The organism is Frankia sp. QA3, from assembly GCF_000262465.1.
Classification (GTDB): Bacteria; Actinomycetota; Actinomycetes; order Frankiales; family Frankiaceae; genus Frankia.
Window position 1 is genome coordinate 4,770,849 of sequence record NZ_CM001489.1, and the last position, 12,726, is coordinate 4,783,574.

At 72.8% G+C, this 12,726-nt stretch carries 10 protein-coding genes; 7 read left to right on the forward strand and 3 right to left on the reverse strand.

Translation table 11 applies throughout. The annotated features are described in order from the left end of the window. Positions 1-157: 157 nt before the first annotated feature. From FRAQA3DRAFT_RS19590 to FRAQA3DRAFT_RS19615, 6 genes are all read left to right on the forward strand, one after another. Positions 158-1,540, forward strand: a complete 1,383-nt coding sequence (locus tag FRAQA3DRAFT_RS19590; RefSeq protein ID WP_009740788.1) for a cystathionine beta-synthase — start codon at positions 158-160, stop codon at positions 1,538-1,540. A gap of 9 nt (positions 1,541-1,549) precedes the next feature. Then, positions 1,550-2,728, forward strand: a complete 1,179-nt coding sequence (locus FRAQA3DRAFT_RS19595; protein ID WP_009740789.1) for a cystathionine gamma-synthase — start codon at positions 1,550-1,552, stop codon at positions 2,726-2,728. A gap of 227 nt (positions 2,729-2,955) precedes the next feature. Further along, positions 2,956-3,945 carry a hypothetical protein gene (locus tag FRAQA3DRAFT_RS19600; RefSeq protein ID WP_009740790.1) on the forward strand — a complete coding sequence of 330 codons (990 nt, stop codon included), beginning with the start codon at positions 2,956-2,958 and terminating at the stop codon, positions 3,943-3,945. A gap of 626 nt (positions 3,946-4,571) precedes the next feature. After that, positions 4,572-5,624, forward strand: coding sequence for a PfkB family carbohydrate kinase (locus tag FRAQA3DRAFT_RS19605; RefSeq protein WP_157467493.1), 1,053 nt, complete (start codon positions 4,572-4,574; stop codon positions 5,622-5,624). A gap of 60 nt (positions 5,625-5,684) precedes the next feature. Beyond that, a complete protein-coding gene (locus FRAQA3DRAFT_RS19610) occupies positions 5,685-5,894 on the forward strand; it encodes a hypothetical protein (protein ID WP_009740792.1) in 210 nt (69 codons plus the stop codon). A 380-nt stretch (positions 5,895-6,274) separates the two neighbouring features. Then, complete coding sequence (locus FRAQA3DRAFT_RS19615; RefSeq protein ID WP_009740793.1) at positions 6,275-6,826, forward strand: NADPH-dependent FMN reductase; 552 nt, start codon at positions 6,275-6,277, stop codon at positions 6,824-6,826. Between the two features lie 46 nt (positions 6,827-6,872). Here FRAQA3DRAFT_RS19615 and FRAQA3DRAFT_RS19620 read toward each other — a convergent pair whose 3' ends face one another. Then, positions 6,873-8,180 (reverse strand): hypothetical protein, encoded by a 1,308-nt coding sequence (locus FRAQA3DRAFT_RS19620; protein WP_157467494.1) that lies wholly within the window; start codon positions 8,178-8,180, stop codon positions 6,873-6,875. 854 nt (positions 8,181-9,034) lie between these two features. Next, the gene (locus FRAQA3DRAFT_RS38855) at positions 9,035-9,673 is read right to left on the reverse strand and encodes a pentapeptide repeat-containing protein (protein ID WP_083873640.1); all 639 of its coding nucleotides are present in this window, start codon (positions 9,671-9,673) and stop codon (positions 9,035-9,037) included. A gap of 245 nt (positions 9,674-9,918) precedes the next feature. Here FRAQA3DRAFT_RS38855 and FRAQA3DRAFT_RS35245 point away from each other — a divergent pair, with 245 nt between their 5' ends. Further along, on the forward strand, positions 9,919-10,200 hold the full coding sequence (locus FRAQA3DRAFT_RS35245) for a hypothetical protein (RefSeq protein WP_157467496.1): 282 nt from the start codon (positions 9,919-9,921) through the stop codon (positions 10,198-10,200). A 446-nt stretch (positions 10,201-10,646) separates the two neighbouring features. Here FRAQA3DRAFT_RS35245 and FRAQA3DRAFT_RS19630 read toward each other — a convergent pair whose 3' ends face one another. Continuing rightward, a complete protein-coding gene (locus tag FRAQA3DRAFT_RS19630) occupies positions 10,647-12,389 on the reverse strand; it encodes an acyl-CoA dehydrogenase family protein (protein WP_009740798.1) in 1,743 nt (580 codons plus the stop codon). Between the last annotated feature and the right edge of the window lie 337 nt (positions 12,390-12,726).

The window sequence follows — 12,726 nt, forward strand, 5'->3', positions numbered from 1 at the left end:
ACCTTTACCCACTTCCCACGGGTTCACCGTCAGCATCCGACGCATCCGGCGGGGAGCGGGCAGCGGTGGGCCCGACTCGCTACCGTCGACGACAGTAGTTCCGGACGTCGCACGACCGTCCCGCGTTCTCGACCGCAGTGATAGGTGGCTGACCGGTATGCAGGTGTTCGACCACGTCGTCGACCTCGTCGGTGACACGCCCCTGGTCAGGTTGACGCCGGGGATCGCCGAGACCCCGGCACCAGTGCTGGGCAAGCTCGAATATCTCAATCCGGGCGGCTCGGTGAAGGACCGGGTGGCGCTGGCGATGGTCGCCGCCGCCGAGGAGGCGGGCCAGTTGCGGCCGGGCGGCACCATCATCGAGCCGACCAGCGGCAACACCGGGGTCGGCCTGGTGCTGGTGGCGGCGCGGCGGGGCTACCGCTGCGTGTTCACGATGCCGGACAAGATCAGCGAAGAAAAGCGGGCGGTCCTGCGCGCCTATGGGGCGGAGGTCGTCGTCTGCCCGACGGCGGTGCCCCCCGACGATCCCCGCTCCTACTACGAGGTGGCCCGCCGGCTGGTCCGGGAGACCCCGGGCGGTTGGAGCCCGGACCAGTACTCCAACCCCCACAACCCGGCCGCGCATCAGGCCACCACCGGGCCGGAGATCTGGCGGGCGACCGACGGCCGCGTCACGCACTTCGTCGCCGGCATCGGCACCGGGGGCACGATCAGCGGCGTGGGGCGCTATCTGAAGGAGGTGTCCGGCGGCGCCGTACAGATCGTCGGCGCGGATCCGGAGGGGTCGGTCTACTCCGGCGGCAGCGGGCGGCCCTATCTCGTCGAGGGGGTCGGCGAGGACATCTGGCCGACGACCTACGACAAGAGGGTCGTCGACCGGGTGGAGGCGGTCAGCGACCGCGACTCGTTCCTGATGACCCGGGAGCTCGCCCGCCGATGCGGGCTGCTGCTCGGCGGGTCCTGCGGGCTGGCCGTGGTCGCGGCGCTGCGCGTCGCCGGCGGCCTCGGTCCCGACGACGTCGTCGTGGTCCTGCTCCCCGACTCGGGCCGCGGCTATCTGTCGAAGATCTTCAACGACGAGTGGATGTACGAGTACGGTTTCCTGGAGCCGCCGTCGAACGGCCCGGCCGTCGCCGACGCCCTGCGGCACAAAAGCGCGCAGACCAGCGGCCCGCCCGACCTCGTGCACGTCCATCCGGACGAGACGGTCGGCGCGGCCATCTCCTACCTGCGGGAGTACAACGTCTCGCAGATGCCGGTGGTCCGCCACGAACCGCCGCTACGCGCGGCCGAGGTGGCGGGCTCCGTGATCGAACGGCACCTGCTCGCCGCGGTCTTCGCCGACCGGTCCGCCGTCGACGCCCCCGTGAGCGCCCACCTGTCCCCGCCGCTGCCGATGGTGGGTGTCGGCGAGCCGCTGTCCCGGATCGTCGCGGTGCTGGGCGACGAGCCGGCGGTCCTGGTGCACGACGAGGGCAGTCCGGTCGGGATCCTCACCCGCGCCGACCTGCTCAGTTTCCTGGCCCTCACGCCGTAGCGTGGCGTCATGCATGCCGACGAGTTCGCCGATGGGTTCGAGACGATCGCGATCCATGCCGGGCAGGAGCCCGATCCGGTCACCGGAGCGGTGGCCCCCCCGATCCACCTGTCCTCGACGTTCGCCCAGGACGGGGTGGGCGGGCTGCGAGGCGGCTACGAGTACGCCCGCTCCGGGAACCCGACCCGAGCGGCCCTGGAAACCTGCCTCGCCGCGCTGGAGTGCGGCCGGGTGGGCCTCGCCTTCTCCGCCGGCATGGCGGCGACCGACACACTGTTGCGGGCGGTGTGCCGCCCCGGCGACCATGTGATCATCCCGGCCGACGCCTACGGCGGGACCTACCGGCTCATCGCCCGCGTCCTCGCCGAGTGGGGGGTCGAACACAGCAGCGTCGACCTCACCGACCTGGAGGCGACCCGGGCCGCGGTCCGCCCGGGCGTGACCCGCCTGGTGTGGTGCGAGACGCCGACGAACCCGCTGCTGACGATCGCCGACATCGCCGCGCTCGCGTCGCTCGCCCACGACGCCGGCGCGCTGCTCGCCGTGGACAACACGTTTGCCTCGCCCTACCTGCAGCAGCCGCTGACCCTCGGCGCCGACGCCGTGGTGCACTCCACCACGAAATACCTCGGCGGCCACAGCGACGTCGTGGGTGGAGCCGTCGTGGTGAGCGATCCGGAGCTCGGCACGCGGCTACGATTCCTGCAGAACGCGGCCGGCGCCGTCCCCGGGCCGTTCGACTGCTGGCTCGTACTGCGCGGTATCAAGACGCTCTCCGTGCGGATGGATCGGCACTGCGCCAACGCCCGCCTCATCGCCACCCAGCTGGCGGCGCATCCGGCGGTCGCCGCGGTGTGCTACCCGGGCATGCCTGGTCATGCCGGGTACGGGATCGCCGCCAAACAGATGCGCGACTTCGGCGGGATGGTCTCGTTCACGCTGCGGGACGGCCCGCAGGCCGCGATCGAGCTGTGCGGGCGGACCAGACTGTTCACCCTCGCCGAGTCACTCGGCGGGGTGGAATCCCTGATCGAGCATCCGGCGAGTATGACCCACGCATCGGTCGCGGGCTCACCGCTCGCCGTGCCGGCGGAGCTCGTGCGGCTCTCGGTCGGCATCGAATCCGCCGACGACCTCGCGGCCGATCTGCGCACGGCGCTGGACGGGCTTTCGGCCGTTTCCGCTTAGATCCGCGGCGCGGAGGCGGCGGCCAAAGCGGGCGTACAACGGCACCACGGTGGGAGAAAGCGGCCGACTAAAGTCCCGAAGTCAGCGCCGAACCGGCATAGTAATCCTTAAGCGGTTATCGTTGGCTTACTGAGTTGAGACCCTCGGGCGGAGAACATCATGGCTGCGCGTGCAGGTATGCCGGGCACGTGCCCGGTCCGCCAGGTCGCGACCGTCAGGAGTGCCGCATGGACGCCTCGACGGACCGCCGGACGCTCGTCACCTCGAGTGCGCTCGTCGGTGCCCTCCTCAGTGTCGGGGCGGCCGACATGACCTCCTCGACGATGGACAGCCGGGTGGCCCTGGAGCGAGTCGAAGCAACGCTGGAGACGCTCGCCCGCCGCTGGGAGACGACCCCGCCGGCGGAGCTCGTCGAACGGCTCGGGACCCTCGAGCACCACGCCCGCACCATCGGGCGCTGGCGGCTGGGCGCGGCCCTGCGTCAGGACTGGGTGCGGGCGCACGGCCGGATCCTCCTGATGACCTCGGTGGCCCAGGGCGACAGCGGAGCGCCGGGCCGGGCGACGGTCGCGGCGCGGGCGGCGCTGGTCCTCGCGAAACACGTCGGGGACACCACCACCGCCGCCCACGCCGGAGTCGTGCTGGCCGAACTCGCGGCCTACTCCTTCGGTAGCACCTCCGACGGCCTGCAGCTCGCCCGGACCGCCCGAGCCGCGGCGCCGCACGCGCACACCGCGATCCTCGCGATCACCACCGAGGCGCACATCATGGCGGCCCGCCACATGCCGACGGACGGCATTGTGGCCGTGCTGCGCTCGGCGGACTCGATCGCCGCGAAGCTACCCCAGGGGTCGTTGGGATACAGCCTCGACGGCATCCATCCGGGCTATCTGCCGACATTCGGCGGTGCGGCGCTCGTCGCCGCGGGCGCGTTGGACGAGGGCCAACAACGGCTGGGAGAGGCCGCCGATCTGTTCGACCGTTCCCGGGCGTCCGGCGCGCTCGCAGCCGTGCGGCTCTACCAGGCGTCGGCGGCGATGCGAGGGCGCGATCTGGACGAGGCGGAGATTCTGGCCACCAGGGCGCTGGCCGCCTCGGCGGTCCGGCCGAGCAGTTGGTTGTCGAACGGAATTCTCTCGCTCGCGAAGCGGGCCAGAAGCCAGGGAGCAGACTGGTCCGGACTGGTTATACAGGCACAGGAATGGTCGCCGGTCTGACCCTGACGGGCCGACCGGCACCGGTTCGACCGACACCGCCGAGGCGGGCTGACATTTCCATTTCCCCGACTTCGCGGTTTCCAGCGGCGGGGACCGGCTGGAGCAGCGGAAAAGCAGCCACCAGTTCGCCGCGGGCGGCCGGGCGGGTCGTGCTCACTCGCCGCCGGGCCAGGCCGGCCCACAGCCCACGGGCGACCAGCAGGCCGGCCAGGACGACGGCCAGAACGGCCAGGAACAGGAATATATCAAAATTAGGCATGACGTTCGACGGACCGAGGTGCACGGATTTTGATGGTGCAATATTCGGGACGATCGGCAACGGCGGCGGGGTCGCCCGCGCGGCGACGGTATAGGGAATAGGCACGGCGGTACTTTATCGGGTGCCGACAATGGCGTGCGGGTCGGGCATGGCGAAAGCATCGAGCCAGCCTGCGCCTACCCAAAACGAGGTCCGACTGGGACACGAAAAGGCCACGAAAATGGCCGTATCAGCCCACACCCGGGTTACACCCAGCTCGTGATGCAGGGCTCCTCCATGGTCCGACTGCCCCCAGACCCGAGGTCTTCCGCACCGGCTGCGCGGTATCCGCACGCCGCGCCCGGGCCGGCCGACTACCCTGACCCCGGTGAGCAGGACGGGTGTGGTGGTCGTCGGCGGGTTCTGCCTCGACTGCATCGTCACCACGGACACGCTGCCGGCCTGGGGAGACGATCTGCGGGTCGACGCCGTGCGGACCCGGCCCGGCGGCAAGGGCCTGAACCAGGCGGTGGCGCTCGCCCGCCGCGGCGTGCCGGTCCGCGCCGTCGGCGTGGTCGGCGGGGACACGACCGGCCGTGAGCTGCTCGCCGTGCTGCGGGCCGAAGGGGTCGACACCGCGACCATGGCGGTCCGCGCCGCCGCGGCGACACCGGTCTGCGTGGTGCTCGCCCACCCCGACGGCCGCACCGCGTTCCTCTGCCGCTGGGCGGAGGCGGTCGAGCTCACCACCGCCGACCTGACCACGGCCCGGGACGCCATCCACTCCGCCCGCGCGGTCATCGTGACCTTCGACCCGCCGCCGGCGACCGTGCGCGCGGCCGTCGACCACGCCCTGGCGGCCGGCGTGGCACTGGTGGTCCATCCCGCGCCGCCCGAACGCTCCGCCGCGGCGGCCCTGGTCGACCTGCCCTGGGACCGCGTCAGCGCCGCCACCCCGAACGAGCAGGAGGCCAGGCTGCTGCTGGCGGCGGCCGGCGATCCGGCGGCCACTGGGCCCGGGGCGGAGCTGGCGGCCGCGTTCGGCCGCCGGTTCGCGACACCGCTGGTGTGCGTCACCCGGGCGGAACACGGGGTCGCGGTGTGGGACGGCGCCCGGGGGTGGGCGCGCCCGGCCCATCCGACGAGCGTCGTCGACACCACCGCCGCCTCCGACGCGTTCACCGCCGCGCTCACCCACGTCCTGTTCGCCGCCGGCGCCGCCGAGCCCCGCGTCCCCTCCTCGGGCCCCCTGCCAGCCGGCCTCGTCGAGACCGCCGTCGAGGCGGGCCTCGCCGCGGCGGCCTGGACGGTCCGCCATCGGGGGGCGTTCGACGCGCTGCCCCACCTCGGCGAACCGGCCGGAAGGGCGCCGTCCGAGCCGGCATCCCCGGCCGCCGCAGTGGCATTCCGCCGAGAAGAACAACCAGACAAGCACGTGTAGGTGGGCGGATAGCGGGTAATCCTGCGACAGTCAAGGATCACCCCCGCTGAAGGAGCAGTCATGGCCACCCGGGTTGGGACCCGAACCAGCAGCATCAGCCTCGGTACGCTTCTCTATCTCATCGTTGGAGTGGTCATCACCGCGAGCCAGGACTACTGGAACTTCACGGACTGGGACGGCCACGCGCTGAGTAGTTTCTTCACCGCCCTGGTGGCGACCCTGCTGTGGCCGCTCGCCATCTTCTACACTTTCGCCCTCCACGCCCGCTGACCGCCGTCTCGGCGCGCGGCATTCGAGCGAGGGCGGACGCACCCCTCCCGCGTTCAACAATTCCCAAGCCCGGCCTTTCTCCTTCCCGCCCCATCCGGCCTCGGCAACTATGCCCGGGCCGGATTGGCATGCCGGCCCGCGGCCCCGCTTCGGTGACCGCCGCAGCCCGATCCGGCCGGCCCGCCCGGTGGCCCGAAGACGCCGCGAGCGGCGCAATAAAGCGGCCATCGTCGTGTAACCGTCCGGGTTGATGCAGGCCTGACTGTTGCCGTGCACCGACGGATCCCGGATAGACTGCGGCCGCCGACACCGGGCGGAAGCGCCGTCGGTTCCAGCGACTCGCGGGTCATGGTCCCGCGACCGGACAGGGAGGCAACCCGATGGAACCGTGCCGGATCGTCAGTGTCGTGGGGAACCCGAAGCCGGCCTCCCGGACCAGGCAGGTCGCCGAGGCGGTGGCCGGACGCGTCGCCACCGCGCTGGCAGCGAGCGGCTTCGAGACGTCGGCGGAGGTCATCGAGGTCAGCGAGCTGGGTGCCGGCCTGCTCGGCTGGGGCGATCCGACCGTCGGGGCGGCCCTGTCCAGCATCCGGGCGGCCGACGTCCTCGTCATCGCCACGCCCACCTACAAGGCGACCTACACCGGGCTGCTCAAGCTGCTCCTCGACCAGATCGGCGGCGGTGAGCTCGCCGGCCTGCCGGCCATCCCGGTCCAGGTGGCCGCCGCACCGCAGCACGCCCTGGCGGTGGAGGTGCACCTGCGCCCCGTGCTTGTCGAGATCGGCGCGGCCTGCCCGACCACCGGGATCTTCGTCCTCGACTCGGCGCTCGCCGAGCTCCCCACGCAGCTCGACGCCTGGGGATCGGTGAACCTCCCCGCAGTGAGCGCTCTCGTCTCGGCCCGGCGCGCGGTGGCGGCGCCGTCCGTCTGACCATCGGGCCCGGCCGATTGACCATCGGGCCCGGCCGATCCGTCCATCAGCAGCCCGCGGCGCCGATGCCGAACACGACCAGCGGCGCGGAACCATCCGCGGAGCAGCTCTGGTCGGCTCCCGCCGCCCCGGGGTCGACCCGCACCTGCGGCAGTGGCCCGATCACCACGCCGGGCTGTGCCGACGCCCGACCGGCGCCCGGTACCGCCGTGGCCGCGGGCCGCGCCGCGGTACCGGCTCCGGAAACGCCCCCACCGGAGCCGGCAACGCCACGGCTGTCGGCGACGCCACGGCTGTCGGCGACGCCACGGCTGTCGGCGACGCCACGGCTGTCGGGGCGGGAGCCGGACCTGGCTACGGAGGTCGGACCGGAACCCGCGGTGGGCCGCCCTTGCACCCGCGTGCGCGAGGTGACGCCGCCCGGACCACTGGACGCGACGCCGGCGCCCGAGTACGAACCGGCTCCCGAGTAGCCGGCCGCTCCGGGGTGGGCGGGGGCTCCCGAGTAGCCGGCGGCCCCGGGGTGGACGGCGTTGCCGGGGTGGACGGCGTTGCCGGGGTGGACGTTGTCCCGGTAGGCATCGCCGTCCGGGTAGTCACCGGCGGATCGGCCGCCCCGGCTGGACCCGGAGCGCCCGCGGCCGGGCCAGCCGTTCCACCCATCGCTGTCGCCGCCGTCCGGGCCTGCGGCGAAGCGCGCACCGTCCTCGTCCCCGCCCTGCCCGATGTCCCCGCCCTGCCCGATGTCCCCGCCCTGCCCGATATCTCCGCCCTGCCCGAGATCTCCGCCACGGTCGATGTCCCCGTCCCCGCCGATGTCCCCGCCCCGGTCAAGGCGGTCGGGATCGCCGCCACGGACCCGGTCGGATTCACCGGCGGCCAGGCCGCCGCCGTCGGACGCGTCATCGAGGGACCCGGCGGGATACGGCGGCGCCGTCCGTCCGGTGCCGTCCGCGGCGGCGGCACCGCCGGCGGTCCCGGGCGACCCGTAGATCGAGGCGGGCAACGGTGGCAGCGTCGGCACCAAGGAGACCGGCGCGCCGCCCGGCTGCCAGGGTGGGTTCCCGTCCCGCGGCTGTGCGCCGAGCCCGAGGCGGGCGTCGGTCGCGCTGGTCGTCTGCAGGCGGGCGTCGTCCCCTCCCGAACCGGCGGGGGCGGAGAAGCCGAAGGCGGTCACGGCGACCGTGAAGCCGCCGGCCGCGACGGTCAGCCCGCGGCGCCGGCCGGAGATGCGGCCCCAGCCCACCTGTCCGCGCAGGGTGCCGGCGATGCCGACGAGCATCACCGCGACGGCGACCAGCGCCATGACCATGGCGAACATCGACATCAGGCCCCCAGGTCGCATCGTCTGCACGGGAGCTCGAACCGTAACTCACCCAGAGTAGTACTACCGATACCGTGAAGGTCGTGTCGGTGTGCCGCCCGCCAGCCCGCGCGTGCCAGCTCTCCCCGCCGGTCCGCCCTTCCGCCGCGCGGGGCCGACCGGCTGGCCGGTCAAAGTAGGACGTTCGACTACCGGTCGTCCCTCGTCGCCCCAGGCGCGGCCTGATCTGCACCAGTCGGGGGCGGGCGGCTCGTCGCAGTGACTCAGACGAAGTCGGTGGCCGGGCAGGGAGAGAGGGCTCTGAGGATCATGGTGTGACGCAGGGCTTGTGCACTCTCCTCGGCGCACCGTGGGTGAAGATCGACAATCGGATCGGATCGGGACGGCGGCGGCTTGCCGTGGTGTTCCTTCTCGCGCCTGCCGGGCCGATGGGGCTCACCGGGCCCGGTCACCGCCGGGCATCCACGGCGCAGAACCGGTGAGGGTGTGTGCCACGGCCGGATCTTCGGTCGCGCCGTGCGTCGTGGACGCGGCCCGTGCGTCGGGGCTGCGGGCTGGTGGTCCTTCGGCGTGTCGAGGCCGCTGTCGCCCGGCGTGCGGCGGGGTGACGATGGGCCGTGGGGCTGGTTCGGGTTCCGCGGAACACCATGATCGACTGTCGGTCTCGGGTTCAGGTCCCGGTCCCGGTTCCTTAGGGAACACCGTGATCGACTATCGGCTTCGGGGTCAGGTCGAGGAGCCGGTTCGGGATCGGAGACGGGTCGGAGGCCGGGGCGGGATCGGGGGCGGAGGCGATCCGGTCTGGTGGTTCGTGGCGGTTTTCTGTCGGTGGCGGGTGGGACGATGCCCGGGTCCGGTGATCGACGACGCCCCTAGCCCAGCGATCATGACAATGACAGTTCCGCCAGCCGGATAAGACGTATTCGTCTAGCCCCGCGCGATCGAGCCGGCATGTTCGGAACTCGCGGAGGCGCCGGCGGCGGTACCGATCCCTCCATCGAGGGGGCTTTCCGTGCTGGCGCCGGACCCGCCGGCCTCACCCGCGCCGGTCGAGGCCGGGCCGGGCGAGGGCGTCGGGCGGGCGGTGTAGTCGGACCGGCTGCCCCCACGAGGCGAGGTTCGGCCCGGGGACTTCGTGGTGGATGGACTGTCGGTCTTGTCGTCGGACTGGCCGCGCCAGGAGTCGCCGCGGCTCGGCGTGGACGGCGTCCGGGGCGCCGAGTCGCGCGGCTTGGACGAGCCGGTGGTGGGGCGATCGGTCCCGCCAGGAGACCCCGTCGCAGGCTTGCCCGTCGCAGGCTTACCCGTCGCAGGCTTGCCCGTCGCAGGCTTGCCCGTCGCAGGCTTACCCGTCGCAGGCTTGCCCGTCGCAGGCGGCTTACCCGTCGCAGGCTTGCCCGTCGCAGGCGGCTTACCCGTCGCAGGCTTGCCCGTCGCAGGCTTGCCCGTCGCAGGCTTGCCCGTCGCAGGCGGCTTACCCGTCGCAGGCTTGCCCGTCGCAGGCTTGCCCCGGACGCCTCCATCGGAGCCCTCGGAATCGCCCGAACCACCAGACCCCTCGGAACCGCCCGAACCACCGCTTCCGGACCCACCCGGACTGCCGGAACTGCCGCTTCCGGACCCACCAGAGCTGCCAGAGCCACCAGAGCTGCCACTTCCGGAACCACCGGAACCACCAGACCCGGAACCACCAGAACCACCAGACCCGGAACCCCCGGAACCACCAGACCCGGAACCCCCGGAACCACCAGACCCGCCGGTGTTCCCGTTGCCGGCCGGAGGCTGGCTGCCCCTGGGGCCGTTGGACGTCGAGGGTACGGTGCTCGCCCCACCGCCGCGCGCCGGCGAGGTCGTCCGGACCGCCGTGCCCCCGGGGCGCCCGGGGGAGGCGGCCGGCGGCCGGTCCGTCTTCGCGGGCTGGCGGGTGGTACCTCGCGGCGGCGTGCTCGTGCCGCCCGCGCGGTGGGACCCGCCGGGTGCGGGGGGCACGCCCACCACCAGACCCGGGCCGCCGGTGCGCGCCCGGCTGGACGGGGTGGCCCGCGGGTAGTGCGAGCCGCCCGGCGCGCGGCTGTCCGTCACGTCATCGGTGGGCTGGGCATAGGTCTTGTCGCCCTTCGTCGTGTCCACCTGCACCGGCGCGCCCGACTGCCCGTCGCGCCCAGGCGTGGCCAAGGGCGAGGACGAGCCGGACGCGGGCGGGACCAGGAAGACGCTGTTCGAGGCCGGATCATGATCGCTGCCGTCGCCGGTCCCGATACCCTGCGCCGCGAGCAGCCCGAACGCGACGAGAGCCACCACACCGGCGCCGGTGACGATCCCGGCCCGGCGGCGATCGGGGATCCATGCCCACTCGGCCCGTCCGCGTACCAGACCGAGAACTCCTGCGATCAGTATCAGCCCGGCGACTGCCAGGCAGAAGTACATCATGGAAACCCCCGGGGCGCAGTCGCCTACCAGGCTAGGGGCGATCCATCGCTATTCGTCGCAAGGGAATTACAAAGAGATTCTGCCATCATCCCGCCCGTGACGGATATCACCGATTGAATCGGTAGCGGTACCCACCGAAGCAATCCGGTCGAGGATACCTGCGATATCAACCCCGGACGGCAACGTTCCGAAAGCGAGACCCCCGTCACCGGCGACCCGGCTCGCGCAGAACGCGTCCGCAACGGCGGCCGGGGCATGCCGGACGAGCAGAGAACCCTGCATAACGAGCGCCAACCGCTCGACGACGCGGCGCGCGGCGAACGGATCGGCCGCCGCCCGGGGCAATTCCGCGCGCAGCCGGTCCCAGGCCCGATCGAGCCGGGCGTCCGCGCCGCGGGCCGCCTCAATGTGCACGGACAGCGCGTCGAGGCCGTCCGGTTCGCGTTCGAGCGCCCGCAGCACGTCGAGCGCATTGACGTTGCCCGAGCCCTCCCAGATCCCGTTGAGGGGTGCCTCCCGGTAGAGCCGGGGCATGCCCGACTCCTCCACATAGCCGTTGCCGCCGAGGCATTCGAGGGCCTCGGCGGCCACGCCCGGCGCCCGCTTGCACACCCAGTACTTCGCCACGGCCGTCGCCAGGCGCTTGAACGCCTGCTCGCCGCGGTCGCCACGAGCCGCCCGGTCGACAGCTCCCGCGACCCGCATCACCAGGGTGGTCGCCGCCTCGGACTCCAAGGCCAGATCGGCCAGCACGTTACGCATCAGCGGGGCGTCGATCAACCGGGTCCCGAAGGCCCACCGGTGGCGCACGTGATGCGCGGCCGCCGTGACCGCGGCCCGCATCCCGGCCGCGGACCCGAGGCTGGCGTCGAGTCGGGTCATGGCCACCATCTCGATGATGACGCGGACCCCACGCCCCTCCGCGCCGACCAGCCAGGCCACGGTGTCATCGAACTCAGGTTCGCTGCTGGCATTGCTGCGGTTGCCGAGCTTGTCCTTCAGACGCTGAATGCGGAATGTGTTACGGCCGCCATCTGGAAGCACCCGCGGCACCCAAAAACAGGACAACCCGCCGGGTGCCTGCGCCAGGACCAGAAAGACGTCGTTCATCGGCGCACTGGTGAACCACTTGTGGCCTCGTAGCCGGTAGGTGCCATCCGCGGCCGGCGTCGCCGTCGTCGTGTTCGTCCGGACGTCCGAACCGCCCTGCTTCTCGGTCATGCCCATGCCGGCGAGCAGCCCGGCCTTGCCCTCCGGCGGGCGCAGCCCGGGGTCGTAGACCCGGCTGGCGAGCAACGGTTCGTACCTGGCCGCTAGATCGGGCTCGGCCCGCAGCGCCGGGACCACGGCGTAGGTCATCGAAACGGGGCACAGGTGTCCCTGCTCGACGGTGCCCCAGACGAGCATGTTCGCCGCCCGCGCGACGTGCGCGCCCGGGCGTGGGTCCGCCCACGGCGCCCCGGTCAGCCCCTCCCGCACGGCCACCTCGAGCAGCGCGTGCCAGGACGGGTGAAAGTCGACCTCGTCGACGCGGTTGCCGTAGCGGTCGTGCGTGCGCAGCTCGGGCGGGAACCGGTCGGCCTCCTCCGCCCAGCGCCGCGCCTGTTCGGTGCCGGCCAACCGCCCCAGGCGGTGCAGGGCGTCCACATGCCAGCCGGCACCCTCCCGGACCAGCGCCGCCAGTAGGGCCGGATCCGCGGACGCGTCGTGGCCGACCAGCGGCGGCGGCTGGTTGGTCACCTCGTGTGTCCGGCCGGGAGACGACCGCGGGGCCGCGGTGGGCCGCTGCGCCTCGATAGACGAGCTCATCGCCACTCCTCTCGCACCTGGCGGCGGGGCACCCTCGGCGGCGGGGCACCCCTCACCGGCGGGGCACCCTCGGCGGGGAGCACCCCTCGCCGGCGGGAGACCTGGCGGCCGACCCGCCCTCTGGCGGCGGGTCTACCCGGTCCGTGCCAGTCGCACCTGGCCGGCCCGGCCGGCCTACCCGGACAGGCAGTGCCTCCCCGGACAGGCAGTGCCTCCCCGGACAGGCAGTGCCTCCCCGGACAGGCAGTGCCTCCCCGGACAGGCAGTGCCTCCCCGATCCGACCGGGCACCGCACCTGGGGGTCCAGTCGATCCGGAGCAGCGCGGCTCGCCACGCA